The 15413-nt window shown below is 40.2% G+C and carries 9 protein-coding genes and 1 tRNA gene; 9 read left to right on the forward strand and 1 reads right to left on the reverse strand.

What is annotated here, in order from left to right:
• Positions 1 to 40 precede the first annotated feature (40 nt).
• Positions 41 to 2857 (forward strand): excinuclease ABC subunit UvrA, encoded by a 2817-nt coding sequence (gene uvrA, locus NU887_RS18030; RefSeq protein ID WP_258424780.1) that lies wholly within the window; start codon positions 41 to 43, stop codon positions 2855 to 2857.
• Between the two features lie 39 nt (positions 2858 to 2896).
• Here uvrA and NU887_RS18035 read toward each other — a convergent pair whose 3' ends face one another.
• Positions 2897 to 3319 (reverse strand): VOC family protein, encoded by a 423-nt coding sequence (locus NU887_RS18035; protein WP_258424781.1) that lies wholly within the window; start codon positions 3317 to 3319, stop codon positions 2897 to 2899.
• 64 nt (positions 3320 to 3383) lie between these two features.
• On the opposite strand from NU887_RS18035, the gene NU887_RS18040 reads away from it, so the two are divergent.
• From NU887_RS18040 to NU887_RS18075, 8 genes are all read left to right on the forward strand, one after another.
• Positions 3384 to 4292: a patatin-like phospholipase family protein gene (locus NU887_RS18040; RefSeq protein ID WP_258424782.1), complete on the forward strand. Its 909-nt coding sequence runs from the start codon at positions 3384 to 3386 to the stop codon at positions 4290 to 4292.
• On the forward strand, positions 4282 to 4899 hold the full coding sequence (locus NU887_RS18045; protein WP_258424783.1) for a class I SAM-dependent methyltransferase: 618 nt from the start codon (positions 4282 to 4284) through the stop codon (positions 4897 to 4899). The genes NU887_RS18040 and NU887_RS18045 overlap by 11 nt, the downstream gene beginning before the upstream one ends.
• Positions 4900 to 5022: 123 nt before the next feature.
• On the forward strand, positions 5023 to 5490 hold the full coding sequence (locus NU887_RS18050) for a hypothetical protein (RefSeq protein WP_258424784.1): 468 nt from the start codon (positions 5023 to 5025) through the stop codon (positions 5488 to 5490).
• Positions 5491 to 5501: 11 nt separating this feature from the next.
• Positions 5502 to 5828: a hypothetical protein gene (locus NU887_RS18055; RefSeq protein ID WP_258424785.1), complete on the forward strand. Its 327-nt coding sequence runs from the start codon at positions 5502 to 5504 to the stop codon at positions 5826 to 5828.
• Between the two features lie 54 nt (positions 5829 to 5882).
• Positions 5883 to 10892, forward strand: coding sequence for an FHIPEP family type III secretion protein (locus NU887_RS18060; RefSeq protein ID WP_258424786.1), 5010 nt, complete (start codon positions 5883 to 5885; stop codon positions 10890 to 10892).
• A gap of 25 nt (positions 10893 to 10917) precedes the next feature.
• Positions 10918 to 12528 (forward strand): FHIPEP family type III secretion protein, encoded by a 1611-nt coding sequence (locus NU887_RS18065; RefSeq protein WP_258424787.1) that lies wholly within the window; start codon positions 10918 to 10920, stop codon positions 12526 to 12528.
• A 62-nt stretch (positions 12529 to 12590) separates the two neighbouring features.
• Positions 12591 to 12665 (forward strand) — tRNA-Val (locus NU887_RS18070).
• Positions 12666 to 12818: 153 nt separating this feature from the next.
• Positions 12819 to 15344 carry a M14 family metallopeptidase gene (locus tag NU887_RS18075; protein WP_258424788.1) on the forward strand — a complete coding sequence of 842 codons (2526 nt, stop codon included), beginning with the start codon at positions 12819 to 12821 and terminating at the stop codon, positions 15342 to 15344.
• Positions 15345 to 15413 lie beyond the last annotated feature (69 nt).

Consider the following 15413-nt stretch of genomic DNA (forward strand, 5'->3'; position numbering starts at 1 on the left):
AAATTACCTTTTGAGCTGTTGTTTGGGTAACTTTGCATTTATGAGTGTAAGCACCGAATTTCAATCTCCTTCCATAGAAAACCTTGATCCCAAGGAATACATCATCATCAAAAATGCCAAGGTCAACAACCTCAAAAGCCTGAGTGTAGCCATCCCGAGAAACAAACTTGTGGTAATTACCGGACTTTCAGGTTCAGGCAAATCCTCTCTCGCATTTGACACATTGTTTGCCGAAGGCCAAAGGATGTATGTAGAAAGTCTGAGTTCCTATGCGCGTCAATTCCTTGGCAGAATGGAAAAACCCGATGTCGAATACATCAAAGGTGTCTCCCCGGCCATAGCCATCCAACAAAAAGCAAGTACCAAAAATCCCCGGTCAACAGTGGGGACGACAACCGAAATATATGATTACCTTAAGTTGCTCTTTAGCAGAATCGGCAAAACAATTTCTCCTGTCAGCGGAGATGAGGTGAAGCACCACACCGTCACAGACGTGGTAGATTTTATCCACACCTTTGAAGAAGGAGAAAAAGTAATGATCTCTTGTCCCCTTCAGCAAATGAATGGCAGGACAATGCTCAAAGAAATGGAACTGCTGCTTCAGAAAGGATTCACCCGTGTACTTGTAGATGGGGATGCATACTTTGTGGAGGATTTGGTAAGTGCTCCTTCCCTTCCAAAAGGAAGTTATCAAATATTGATCGATCGTATTTCTATCCAAAAAGAAGATGAAGATAACCACTTTAGAATTGCGGATTCGGTGCAAACAGCTTTTTATGAAGGCCACGGCGAGTGTTTGATTACCATTCCCGGTAAGGAAAAGAAAACATTCACCGATCGTTTTGAATTGGATGGGATGAGTTTTGAACTCCCATCAGTCAACTTTTTCAGCTTCAACAATCCCTACGGGGCCTGCAAAAGATGTGAGGGATTTGGGTCAGTACTAGGACTTGATCCGGACTTGATCATCCCCGACAAAAGCCTCTCTGTCTATGAAGGTGCTATCGCTCCATGGCGTGGAGAAAGTTCAGGCAAGTGGCTTGAGCCATTGATCAAAAAGGGAATCTACTTCGATTTTCCGATCCATAGGGCATACGAAGATTTGGATGAAGCGCAAAAAGAACTCATTTGGACAGGGAATTCCTACTTCCAAGGGCTCAATGATTTTTTTGCAGACTTGGAAACCAAAACACATAAAATCCAATACCGCGTCATGCTTTCCAGGTTCAGGGGCAAAACCACCTGTCCGGATTGTAGGGGGACAAGGTTGAGAAAAGATGCCTCCTATGTCAAAATCAATGGAAAGTCGATCACAGATATTGTCCTTTTACCAATTGAAAAGGCGTTTGACTTTTTCAAACATATTGAGTTGACCGAGGCAGAACATAAAGTAGCAAACCGTCTCCTCAAGGAAATTCTAAACAGGTTGGAATATATTGATAAAGTAGGGTTGGGGTATCTGACATTAAACCGTCTCACTTCCTCACTTTCAGGTGGGGAATACCAAAGGATCAAATTGGCGACATCCTTGGGTTCGGCATTGGTGGGTTCTATGTACATTCTTGATGAACCAAGTATCGGCCTTCATCCAAGGGACACCGACAGGTTGATTGAAGTGTTGAAAGCCCTGAGGGATATGGGAAATACCGTGATCGTGGTGGAGCACGAAGAAAAGGTCATGAAAGCAGCGGATCAAATCATCGATATCGGACCTGATGCAGGTGTTTTGGGTGGGGAGTTGGTTTTTCAGGGAGACCTGACCGAACTGATGATCAAGGGAAATACCTACACCGCACGCTATTTGAAAGGCGAAGAAAAAATCCAAAATAAGGCCCAGAACCGAAAATTCAGGGATACGATTATCGTCAAAGGGGCAAGGGAAAACAACCTCAAAAACCTGACTGTCAAATTCCCATTGAACACCTTGACCTGCGTCACAGGTGTCAGCGGATCAGGTAAATCCACCTTGATCAAAAAGGTTTTATATCCTGCTCTGGGAAAAACACTAGGCACCGTCATCGATGAAACAGGCAAGTTTGACAAATTGGATGGCAGTTATAAAAAGATTACACAGATTGAATTTGTCGACCAAAACCCCATCGGCAAATCCTCAAGGTCCAATCCGGTCACTTATGTAAAAGCCTACGATGCGATCAGAACCTTGTATTCCGACCAGACTTTGGCCAAGCAAAGAGGATACAAACCGGCATTCTTTTCCTTCAATGTGGATGGCGGACGATGCGAGGCCTGTCAGGGAGAAGGTACGGTGACCGTCGAGATGCAGTTTATGGCGGACATTCATCTGACATGCGAATCCTGCAAAGGAAAACGATTTAAAAATGAAATCCTCGATATCAAATACCATGACAAAGACATCGCCGATGTGTTAGACATGACGATCGATGAGGCCATGGAATTTTTCAAAGGGAAAACCCAAATCATCAACAAACTCCAACCGCTGCAGGAAGTGGGATTGGGGTATATAGGAATGGGACAATCATCCAACACGCTTTCCGGAGGTGAAGCCCAAAGGGTAAAACTCGCTTCATTCTTGGGAAAAGGAGGTACCAAACCTGGCGATCACATCTTGTTTATTTTTGATGAACCTACGACAGGACTTCACTTTCATGACATCAGAAAGTTGCTCCATTCTATCAATGCTTTGATAGATCAAGGACATTCGGTCATCATCATCGAGCACAATACCGAGGTGATCAAAGCGGCTGATTGGGTGATTGATTTGGGACCTGAAGGGGGAGAAAAAGGAGGTTTCGTAACCTTTGAGGGAACGCCGGAAGCCCTAATGGAAACGGAAGATAACTATACAGGTAAGTACCTGAGAGAATCATTTATCTAAAAATGTCATCCTGTGGTTTTGTGCCACAGGATGATAAATTTATTTGGCAAAGATCTGACTTTCGTCCTGAAAGGATTTGAACTCCAAAGCATTGCCGCAGGGATCCAAGAAGAACATGGTAGCCTGCTCGCCAATTTCCCCTTTGAACCTGATATAAGGTTCAATCACAAATTCGATCCTGTAATCCCGAAGCTTGTTTGCGAGTGAATGCCATTCCTCCCAAGGAAGGATTACTCCAAAATGCCTCACCGGCACATTTTTTCCATCCACTTCGTTGGCTTTAGCAAGGGTAAGTTCTTCAGGCTTGATGTGCGCCGAAAGCTGATGTCCAAAGAAATTGAAATCTATCCACTTGTCTGTACTTCTGCCGATGTCACAGCCCAAAAGATCTCCATAAAACTGACGCGTTTCCTCGATATCTCTGATAGGAAAAGCAAGGTGAAAAGGCTTAAATTGACCCATAATTGCTTAATTTCGTTTTTCGAAATAGAAAAGTAGCATTCATTTTTCATAATTTATTTAAACCATGAGCAAAAAAACAGTTTCATTGGTACTATCAAGTGGCGGAGCAAGAGGAATGGCACATATCGGAGTCATTGAGGCGCTTGAAGAATCCGGATATGAAATTGCGTCAATAGCAGGCTGCTCTGCCGGAGCCCTGATCGGAGGCATGCATTCAAGTGGCAATCTTCCCAAATTCAAAGATTGGATATGTAACCTAGACCGAATAGATGTATTCTCCTTGATGGATTTTACACTTTCAAGCAAAGGGTTTATCAAGGGAGACAAAGTTTTTGCTGCACTCAAAAAAATCATTGAAGACAGATTGATAGAGGAATTGGACATTCCTTTTGTTTGTACCGCTGTAGAAATTCCCACAGGTAAAGAACATGTTTTCCGAAAGGGAAGCATGTACGCAGCTATCCGTGCTTCAGCATCGATTCCGACGGCTTTTACTCCCGCAAAAATCCATGGTAAAGAATACATCGATGGCAGTATTTTGAATCCGATTCCATTGAATCTGATTCCCAAGGAGAAGATTGCTGACTTGGTTTTTGCAGTTGATTTGAACGGTCCCAAAACTGCTTTTGTGGAAAATTTAAAAGAAAAAGAAAAGAAAGAAAGTGAAAATTCTAAAGTTAAGCTTCCCAATTGGCTGACAGAATACCGGCAAAAGTTTTCCACCTATTTTTCTTCCAATGAGAAAGAGGAAAAAATTAAAGGAATGAGTTCCTTAGACCTGCTCAATTATTCTTTTGATCTTCTCCAGGACAAACTTTCGGAGTTGGTATTAGAAAGACACCAAGTAGATATAATTGTTGAAATTTCACGAACCCAGGCAGGAACTCTGGAATTTCACAGGGCAGCCGAATTGATTGAAATCGGAAGACAAAAGGCCTTTGCAGCCATAGAAAAATACGAAAATGGACATTAATTCCCTCAACCGACTTCTCGGCAATATTGACATCTATCTGCTTGACCAAATTCTGAAAGGGAGATTTACAAAGGAAATGAAGATCCTCGATGCAGGTTGCGGAGAGGGTAGAAACACGATCTATTTTCTGCAAGGGGGCTACCAAATATTTGGTGTAGACAGTAATCCTATTGCCATCCAAATGGCGCGGATCTATGCCCAGACCATACAGAAGGAATATGATGTTTTCAGGTTTCAGACATCTTTGGTAGGGAACATGCCATTTCATAAAGGAGCATTTGATGTTGTCATCAGTTCAGCAGTGATGCATTTTGCCACAAGTGAAACCCATTTTTTGACAATGATGGATGACATGATGCGTGTATTGAAGCCCGGAGGCATTTTTTTCTTGAGAATGACTACAGGCCAGGGAGAAATTCAGGAAAAATCTCCGCATTTAGGAGATGGGGTTTATTTGTTACCGGATGGATCGGAGCGGTTTCTTTTGACTGATTCATTGGAAAAAGAGATTGTTTCAAAATACAAACTCCAATACCTAGAACCTGCCAAGAGTGTTTTGGTACATGGCCAAAGGGCAATGGGGGTTTTCGTTTGGGAAAAAGGTTGATCAAGTTTTTGTTTTTTTTAATCTGTTGATTTTCATATATTTATTTGATGGTCATTTTGGCTTTAGCTGACCGTATTGGAAAGAGATTGTGTAATACAAAAAGCTCCTATATTTTGTAATCTTATGAAAACAGTACTTCTAAATAGATCCTTAGCCTTATTTTTCTTGGGGTTATTTTTTGGAATTTCAGGTTGTAAAATCACACTTGTCCCAAGTTATGATGCACAGCTCAAAGAACAGATTGAAAGTACTTCCAAAGAGATTGACAGGTTTTACCTGAATATGATGGACATGACTTCCAATGCGGAAGGTGGCCGGGCTTATGACCAATTCAGGGAGGGATATATCAATATTGAAGTTGAATTGCTTTCCCTTCTAAATAAGAATAAGGTAAGGCCACTGAATACCCACTCTACTAGGATATGTGAGATCACATTGCAAATCTGGAGAAAATACAAACAGGAACACAAGGAAGACGATGCCATTCCCGATGGCTTGATCAAATTAAACATGCTGGCCATGAATGACCTCATGTATGCCATGCTGATTGCCGAAAAAGGAAAAGCGATAGCTGATAATCCACCAAATTAACCTCTTAGAAAATGAACTTTGATATCAATGAAGTCCTGTTTCAGATGACAGATGCCATCAAGCAAAATGTGGCCGAAAACTGGGATGAAGTAAAAACTCCTGCCAATAATTTTCTTCAAAACCGCAAGGAACGCTATACTTTATTAGCTGATCTGTTGATCAATAATGAGATCTCCCAACCAAGATTTGACTCTCGCATGGAAGATGAAAAACTGATTGCCGAGGCGGAGTTTCATGCCATCGCTGTGATTTCGAAAGCCATAGCACAAAAAGCTGCCAATGCTGCCATAGACATTTTTCAAAATGCAGTAAAAGCGGCTATAACCGTGGCAACTTGATACAGTCAATCAAAATTGAGATTTTATTTTTCGCAAATCTGATTTTTAGAATACATGGCTTTAAAAGACCTCTTCTTATCCTCTGAGCAGCTTTCACAAATAGAAGACATGGAGTCTTCTCTTATACGTCGCAAAAAAACCAGTTCGGTAGCGGGTTATCTCACGATTATACTTGCGGTTTTACAGGTGGTTTTTTTGCTTTTAGAAAAGGGCCAAGAGCTATTTGCAATCGGATTACAATGGAAAGATTTTTTGGATTCTTTCTCTAGTCCTTACCATGTGGTTTTCCTAGTGCTTTTTTTATTTTCGGCTATCTATTTTTTCTTGGCCAGGTATACAGGCTTGTTGCTTCAGGAATCCAAAGAGCCGTTTAGATATACATTTTGGATTGAGGGATTTCAATATTTTGATTCCGAGCTTAAGGTAGCTTCGCTTTGCAAAGGTGCCGACCAATTGAGCCTTTACCTCCACAGAGACCTGATGGAAATGCTCAATGAAAGGATCAGAAGGTTTTCAATCTTAGTAAAAGAAAGTAATTCCGGTGTATCAGAAAAACTTTCTTCTAGAAATAGAAAGTCCTCACATATCCATGTTCATGGTTCATTTGCACTTAGGGAGGATTTGGAAGGGAACTTATTTGTCCAGGTCAGCCCCATGGTCAGGATAGGACCTGAAGATGCTCCATCTACTTTGGCAAGTCCAGTAAGATTCAGAATCGCAGAAAAAGGAGATATTGACCCTGACCTTAGTCCATCTGAATACAAACAGATTTTGGAGAGGGTTTATTCCAGGGTTTCAACAGAGATTTATGCTAGGATAGAGGAAGATGTAAAGGAAAAGATCAAACTTTTTCCTACAGATTTTCTCAAAGCTCAGGCTTTGTACTTTGAAGCAGATGATTTTGCAAAGTCCAATACAATTGATGGATATGAAAAAGCCATCGGTCTATTCAAGGAGGCTTTAGATTTATATGCAATCATCGGGATACCTTCCCATTGGTTTAGGAGGTTTTTGAGGTTGAGATGGAATTCTATCATCCACCACATTGATTTCAGGCATGCCTGGGCAATGGCAGTTATCGGATATTGCAAATGCAGGATTTACCGAAATTCTCTTGCAGGCCAATCAGGACGAAAAAGAAACCCCATTTTTTCCCTTCCTGAACTCCTTGAACCTGTAATCGAAAATATCACTGAACTATATCAGCGCGATGGAAAAGTCAAGGAGCGAACCAAACTTGAATTTCTTCGCCGAAGTCTCGAATTCGGAAAACAACAGAATAGAAAAGTTTCTAGTATATTTCAAAAACATTCAGAAGTGCTTTTAGAAGCGCACTTGGTTGCTTCTATGGCATCTTGTTTTTTGAACTCACTGGATAAAGCAAAGGCACATCTAGAGTGGGTCGAAGCAATTGGACCCAATAGGACTTCTATAAATCCAATGTATCAGTTGGTCAAAGGTCTCTTGGAATCTGATTCCAATATGAAGTTGATCTACTTTCAAAACGCTATAGACCTGGACAGGAATTTTCAGATGTCGCATTGGTTTTTGGCCAATCAACTGGATTTCAATTTTAGACGCAGGGGAGAAATCACCCTTGACAGGTCTAAGCGCGTGATTCAGGCTTTTGAAAGGGTAATAGAAATCAATGCAGGAAATATAGCTTCTTTGGGTGCTGCCGCAAACCTTCTTTGGCTTGCCGGTGAAAATGAAAAAGCCAGAAAAATCCTGATTGAAGCGATAGACATCAAAGCGATTACCTCACAGACTTTTATCGGTGAGCTCAATTATAGGCTTGCTCGAATTGCTGCTGAGGAGGGTGACTTTATGCTCTGTAGGGCAAAGTTTCTGGAAGCTATCGCTACTGATCCTTCATTAGGCTCTTTTAGCCTCTCAGAATATGGGGGATCCCACAACTCAGATTATGATTCCATCAGTTCTGAAATGCTGCTGAGATATGAAAAATTTGGGAAAACAGTTTCCTCCCATCTTAAAGCTTTTAAAGAAGAATCGGACAGCTCTGACCAAAAATTAATTCCTGAAAATGCATTCAAAACGTCTGAAGCCTTTGTTTTGAACGACCTTGGCAATGCCTACCTTAGGTATTTTCATCATTTTGGGGATCAGTTGATGTTACTCAAAGCCAAAGAATTGTACGAAAAAGCCGAGAACCTTTCTCCTGAAATAGCAGCTGTGTGGTCCAACTTGATCAATGTATTTGATTGGTTGGGAGAGTGGGAAAAAATAAAACTTTGCTATGAAAACGCCAAATTGATAGCACCGCATTGGAAGATGTTGGCTATCAAATCTGCGCCATATATTACTTCAGCAGCTTCAGAAAAGCTAATAAAGCTCCAAAAAGCCATTGACGACTCGGAGTATCGAACGAAACAAGCCGAAGCTGAAATTGACAAAATTGAAAAAGAATTAAATGAAATTTCCGAAAAGGAAAGAAACCCTAAAAAAAGAGCGGCAACAGTTTCAATAGATCAGGGATCAGATATCAATAGGATTTCAGATTTAAGGATGGAAAGGATTGATTTGGATCAATCCTCAGAATCCAAAAAATTGGAAGAAGACAAAGTCAATCTGGCAATAAAAAAAGCGAATCTCAAAAGCGAAATCAAAACCCTGTCAGAAGAGACATTTAAGCATTATCAAGAAAAAGAAAAATTTGAAAAAGAAGCCAAATTAATATTTCAAGAAGCCAAAGAAACTATAAAGAAACACAGCCGATTATCTTCTTTAATGGTGGATGATGATAATCTGCTGGTGGATTACTTTGTAAATCTACCTTCAGAACAACTTATCGAAGATGATTTTTTGGTAATTGAATCCCTCATCAATGTACTTTCCGGATCATATCTTGAAAAAAGCCAGGATAATGTCATTGCGCTTTGCCACAGACTTTTGGCAATCACTCCCCAAAATCACAACATTATTTTATCCTTAAACGCCGCTATTGTTAAAAAAATCTTTTTCAGATTATTAGACCAGCTTGAGACCTTATCCAATAATTTCTCCATGGAATCAAAAATATCCAGTGAGGATATCAAAGACTTAATGCAAATCTGGGAGCGGGAGAAATCCTTTGGATTTGACTCTGGAAAATTTTTTATCATGGATTCCACAGTGAATTTTCTCCAAAACCATCGTCAGGGATTACAGACCAAAATAGCGACACCCGAAGAAAGCTTACCATCCCACAATGGGTCCGGGATTGATTTGGATAAAAAACTGATTGCTGTTTTCATGGAATTGAATAAAGTACTTGGAAGCCATTCAGGATCAAATAAAAATATCTCCAAATCTGTTGAAAAATTGTTTCAGGATTTCGAAATCAACCGTCGTGAAATTCTTTCAATTGTTCGCATATGGAAGAATACCGAAAACGGAAGCTTCCTAAGTTTGTTCTGGTATTTTTATTACAATGAAAACAGGCATGAATCAGAAATTCAGGAAGTTGTTTCCAAATACTCTTTCAAATCAGCTTCGGTTATTAAAAATATTTTGGGAAATGTCTATTTGAGATTTTATATCACAGCCCGGGGAGATGAATTCTTAAACAAGTCCATGTTATTTTTTAATGAAGCAATTGCTTTGGATGATTCTAGACCGGAATGCCACGTAAACCTCAGTACTGCTAATTTTTATAAACTCAGCTGGAAAGAAGCCGTGTTTTCACTACGGGAAGCCATTAAACTGGATAAGAAAAACTCTTATAAAAGTGTTTTGGAAAGTGAGTTGGCAAAATCAATCAATAGGGCTGGAAATCAGTATTATTCAAATTCAGAATTTGAAGATGCTATTGATAACTGGAAGAATGCTATAGAATTGGACGGATCCCAAAGTTCGTATTTCCACAATTTGTCATTGGGGCTAGAAAAAAGAAACCTTAATGAATACCCAAATTCCATCAATGAAAATATAAATGCGCTTCAAAGGGCGATTACTTTGGATGGGAGCTTAGAAAATTACCGACCTAAACTGAATCAATTTAGGAGGAGATTGAAACTTATGGATTCTATTGGCAACGGCCCCTTGAAATTGGTCCCAGTGGTAACCCCGATTTTAGTGGAATACCATCCTGACTTGGATATGCTGATCATGAAAAAATCAGGGATTGAATTGCAGGAAGAGGTCACTCAGAAATTAAAGGAATTGAGGAATAAAATTGAAAATCGGTATGGGGTAAGGATTCCGGGAGTTCTATTTAGGCCAAATATTTACTTACATCCTGAAAGCACCATCATGATAAGTGTCAATGAAATACCCTTGGTAAAAAATTTCATTTATCCTGATAGACTTTGCGGAATCTTAAAAGAGGAGGAAATCGGCAATTACCAAGATAAAATTGAGGCATTCAATCCTTTGCAAAACGGGAAATCATTTTGGATTCCCAAAAGTGAAATTCAAGAAAATTCTGCCATGAATTTCCTTGACCCAATAGAATACCTTTTCCTTTATCTTGAATACGTTTTCATCAGGAATTTTGGTGACCTGATAATTCTGGAAGACATCAGCATCAAATGTGAATTCAACCCAAACCAAGAAATCAAAGCAATTGTAAATTCTCCTGATCAGCTAATTGGATTGAATGAAGTATGCAAAGCATTGCTTGTCGAGCGTGTACCAATTCTGGATTTTAATGAAATCGCAGAATTTTTCTTAAAACAATTTGAAAAATCCTCTTTGGAGGAAATAATTGAATCATTAAGGATCAAAAATTCCATAAAGAAAAGACTTCCGGGCAATGATTTAATGGAGACAGCAAGTTGGCTGGGTCCAAGGTTCGAAGAAGTATTGAAAGAGAATCTCAAATTCACAGGCAAATTCCATTACCTCGCGCTCGAACCCCAGCTTTGTCAAAATTTATTGCTGAGTTTCAGGGATGGTGTTTTGGCTCAAAATCCTAAAATCGTCATCGTAACCGACCACAAAATCAGGATTCATTTGAAAAAGCTAATAGAGCTAGAATTCCCTGATTTGTTGGTCATGTCCCAAAGGGAAATCATCGGGGATTATGTAGCTGAACCTTCTAAAGTCATAGAATTCAAAGATTAATTTTTTGTTTTAAACCCATCAGACTATGGCCGAATCTTCTATAAAAATTGAATTGCTCCTAAATCCTGATGTCTCCAAGGAGATTCACAAGACTGGTATCAGTGAATTGGAGGGGTACTTTAAAAGTATCTGTTTGGAATTTTCTGAAGATATGGGAATTGAGGCACCTGTTAAACTGGAATTGAGAAAAGTAAAAGACCAGTCGGAATCCCTTATCATCAGAATCAACGAATTGGATTGTAGGTTTTCTTATGGGTTTCGAAATATAACTGATATAGATTCTGATTTTTTGAAATCCGAAGTGCCCAAAATACTTTTTCAAAACCGGGAAAGTTTCATCTCTTCTGAAATTTCTGATGAAATCCGAAAGAGTATTGGACAGTATCGGCTAGAGAACAGGTTTCCAAATCTTTCAAGAATGGAATTCAAAAATTACCTACGGTCTTTTGTCAGGTATTTTTTTTCTATAAGAAAAGGCTTAGTACCCTTAGAGTCCAAGAACAATGTCATTTTAATGGAAAATGGTGAAGAAATTTATGAGCATATCTCCAATGATTTACGTTTCTTGAAACTCAAATTATTTTTACCCGATGTAATAAAAAATAAAAAGAATAAGCAAAGAATGAGGTTTAATGAGATGGGACCTTTGATGCAAGATGGCTTGTTTTTTGAGTTAGGAGTACGCATCCCAAAGATTGAAATAGTGTGGGACACAGCCATACCTCATAATCATTTCTGTCTTCAAATCAATGACTTTCGATTTCCTCCTTCGAAGACTATTGGAGAACAAGATGTAGTCTCGGATATTCCTCTTGATGAATTGACCAAATACCAATTAGAAGGTATTCCGATCCTAAATCCTGCAAATAATAGGACTTTGAGCTTGGTCACTGATAATGGCGGATTGCAACAAATGCTTGAAAGCAAAGGGTACATGACTTGGGATTGGGCGGGTTATGTGATCCTAATGGTCAGTGCCATAATTAGAAAAAATATTTCGGCATTATGGAATATGGAATTGCAGGATTATGAAATCGAAAATTTAAGGCAAACATATCCTAATCTTGTACAGGCAGTTTTAAAAAAATCCTCCCTTTTGTTTTTGGTAAAAACCATTAGGAATTTGTTGGAAGACCAGATTTCGGTAAGGAACTATATTGAGATACTTGAAACCTATATTTCAATAGACCAGCCCATTTTGGTGGATTCTGCAAAATACATCACTTTTATTCCTTACCAGTTCAACCCAATACTTTCCAGCCTCAATTCCAAAACATATACTTCGAGTGATTATGCCGATGCCATCAGGGTAAAATCAAAAAGATATTTGTCAAATAAGTTATCTAAGGGAAACAATACCTTACTTGCGTATTTACTTGACCCGACTGTAGAAGATAAATTTTTGAAGGATGAATTAAATGAGGCGGATAAGGATGATATTTTTTATGCCATCAATTCTGAGCTTTCTCATTACCATGATCCCAATAATTTACCATGTATTCTGACGATGGTAGAAATCAGGAGAAAAATACAAGACCTGATCAAATTGGAATTTCCAGGCTTGGAAGTGTTGGCTTATCAGGAGCTTTCACCTGAACTAAATATCCAAGCTATTTCTAGAATCACCTTACTTTGATAAGATATCAAAACAGGATTTTGAAATCCCAAAATCATTACTGATTTTAGCAGCCTCAAATCGGGATCTTAGCTCAGTTGGTTTAGAGCGCTGCTTTGACAGAGCAGAGGTCATGGGTTCGAATCCCTTAGGTCCCACTTTTTTTATTGCTGAATTAGCATTGATTATTTTACTGTTATTCCCCCTTATTTCACCAGCTATCCCCCAATCTTTGTTCCTTCAATCCAATTCTTTTGCAGGGTTTTGCAATTCCCCTTATCTTACCGCCCTTTACATTCAAATATTCCTTTATGAGAAAAATTTACGCTTTGGTTTTGGTCCTTTTCCTGACCTTCTCCGCATTTGCCCAAAAAAGCCCTGAAGAATTCCTTGGGTACAAATTGGGTGATCGATTTACGCCCCACCACCGTGTTGTGGCCTATTTTGAGCATTTGGCTGCCACCCTTCCCAATGTAAAGCTGGTTTATTACGGAGAAACTTATGAGCACAGACCGCTCTTTGTTGCCATGGTTTCCACTCCTGATAATATGGGTAAACTGGAAGATATCCGCAAAGATAACCTTCGCAGGACCGGGGTTTTGGAGGGTACACCTTCCACCAAAGTTGCCCTGAATTGGATGCAATACAATGTCCATGGCAATGAAGCAGTGGCAACAGAAGCCGCAATGATGACTTTTTGGCAAATAGCAGATCCAAAAAATACCCAATCCAAAGAATGGTTGAAAAACCAAGTACTGATCCTAGATCCTTGCGCCAATCCTGATGGAAAGGACCGATATACAGTTTGGTATAACCAAAAGCAAAACAAAAGGCTTCAACCTGATCCGCAGTCCATGGAACATTCAGAACCCTGGCCGGGTGGACGCCCAAACCATTACCTTCTGGACCTCAACAGAGACTGGGCTTGGCAGACACAGCAAGAAACGCAGCAAAGACTGAAACTGTACCATGATTGGATGCCGCATCTTTTTGTGGATTACCACGAACAGGGGATCAATGATCCGTTTTATTTTGCCCCTGCAGCACAGCCGGTCCACGATCAAGTTTCCCCTTTTCAAAATGAATTTCAGGTCATCTATGGGAAGAATACAGCCAAAAAATTTGATGAGCAAGGTTGGATGTATTTTACCAAAGAACGGTTTGATTTGCTCTATCCTTCTTATGGAGATACCTATCCCATGTACAATGGAGCAATCGGAATGACCATCGAAAAGGGAGGTTCTGGCCGCGCAGGATTGGGAATGCTCAATGCCCTCGGTGATACAGTAACCTTGAGAGAAAGAATCGAGCATCAGCATACGGCAGGAATTTCTGCGGTGGAAGTCACTTCCCAAAATGCGGAAAGGCTTGCAGATGAATTTGCCAATTACTTTAAAACAAGCAGCAGCAATCCAAAAGCCAAATACAAAAGCTTTGTAATCAAAGGTGACCAAAACCCAGAGCGTGTCATGGCGCTTTTGGCATTGCTTGACAAAAATAAAATCCAATATGGCTATGCCAAAGCGGCATCAGGTCTGAAAGGTCTGGATTACAATACCGGTAAAGCTGCGACTTTTGCCGCTACAGACAAAGACATTGTGGTCAATGCTTACCAATCGAAGTCTGTTTTGACACAGGTATTGTTTGAACCTGAAGCCAAACTGCAGGACAGCATTACCTATGACATCACTAGTTGGGCTCTGCCTTATGCTTATGGCGTGCAGGCTTATGCCTTGGAGACAAGGTTGGATGCAGGAAAGAAATTTGAAAAGACGCCATTTGAAGCCAATAGAGTAGACGGAACTCCTTTGGCATACCTTGCCCCTTGGAATGCAACACAACACGCCAAGTTTTTGGCGGCTCTGATCAATCACAAAATCAGGGTTCGTTTTGCAGAAAAAGCCTTTGACATCAACGGGAAGTCCTATCCCATCGGGACTTTGATCATCCACCGAAACGGAAATCAATATGTTTCCGACTTTGACAAGAAAGTAACTGACATTGCTAACAAGTTCGAGATAGCTTTGGACAGGAGTAATTCTGCTTATGTGGACAAAGGAAGGGATTTTGGTTCTTCGGAAGTCAAAACCATAGTAGCACCAAAAATTGCCATCATGAGCGGTGCGGGTACTTCTTCTTTGAACTTCGGTGAACTTTGGTATTTCTTTGAGCAGGAGCTCGACTACCCTGTAAGCATCCTTGATGCGGATGGCCTTGGCAGATTTGACCTGAGCAAATACAATGTCATCATCCTTCCTTCAAGTTGGGGCAGTTACCTTTCCGAAAACAACATGAAAAAGGTGATGGATTGGGTCAGGGCAGGCGGTAAATTGATCGCCATGGAAAATTCGCTGAATGCTTTTGCAGACAAAAACGGTTTTGACCTCAGCCAATACGATACTGAGGACGAGAAAAAAGCTGCTGAAAAAGAGCAAAAGGAAATCCAGAATATAGAAAGACTCGAACCTTATCAAGAACGTGAAAGGATGGGAATTTCTACCACTGCCGCAGGAGCCATTTATCAGGTGAAAATCGATCCGACACATCCGCTGGGATTTGGAATGGATGGCAAATTCTATACTTTGAAAAACAACGGTTCCCGCTATGCTTACCTTGACAACGGTGTCAACGTAGGAATAATCCCGGATGCTGCTGCCTATAGATTTGGCTATATCGGAAACAAAATCAAACCAAAAATGCCAAAATCAATGGTCTATGGTGTAGAAAACCAAGGTCGTGGTCAGATAGTCTATATGGCTGACAATCCGATGTTCAGGGCGTTTTGGGAATCAGGAAAGCTCTTGGTTGCCAATGCCGTATTCTTGGTGGGACAATGATTTGGAAACAAGAGCCGAGAGGCGAGAAACGAGATTGAAAAACCCTGCTTTGTGAAGACAAAGCAGGGT

The sequence above is a fragment of the Aquiflexum gelatinilyticum genome (assembly GCF_024741135.1).
GTDB classification, from domain to species: Bacteria; Bacteroidota; Bacteroidia; order Cytophagales; family Cyclobacteriaceae; genus Cognataquiflexum; species Cognataquiflexum gelatinilyticum.

Excerpts from the sequence above, each read along its gene's own strand:
- NU887_RS18045 (WP_258424783.1), top strand. The coding sequence starts at position 4,282 with ATGGACATTAATTCCCTCAACCGACTTCTCGGCAATATTGACATCTAT.
- uvrA (WP_258424780.1), top strand. The coding sequence starts at position 41 with ATGAGTGTAAGCACCGAATTTCAATCTCCTTCCATAGAAAACCTTGAT.
- NU887_RS18065 (WP_258424787.1), top strand. The coding sequence starts at position 10,918 with ATGGCCGAATCTTCTATAAAAATTGAATTGCTCCTAAATCCTGATGTC.
- NU887_RS18060 (WP_258424786.1), top strand. The coding sequence starts at position 5,883 with ATGGCTTTAAAAGACCTCTTCTTATCCTCTGAGCAGCTTTCACAAATA.
- NU887_RS18035 (WP_258424781.1), bottom strand. The coding sequence starts at position 3,319 with ATGGGTCAATTTAAGCCTTTTCACCTTGCTTTTCCTATCAGAGATATC.
- NU887_RS18050 (WP_258424784.1), top strand. The coding sequence starts at position 5,023 with ATGAAAACAGTACTTCTAAATAGATCCTTAGCCTTATTTTTCTTGGGG.
- NU887_RS18040 (WP_258424782.1), top strand. The coding sequence starts at position 3,384 with ATGAGCAAAAAAACAGTTTCATTGGTACTATCAAGTGGCGGAGCAAGA.
- NU887_RS18055 (WP_258424785.1), top strand. The coding sequence starts at position 5,502 with ATGAACTTTGATATCAATGAAGTCCTGTTTCAGATGACAGATGCCATC.
- NU887_RS18075 (WP_258424788.1), top strand. The coding sequence starts at position 12,819 with ATGAGAAAAATTTACGCTTTGGTTTTGGTCCTTTTCCTGACCTTCTCC.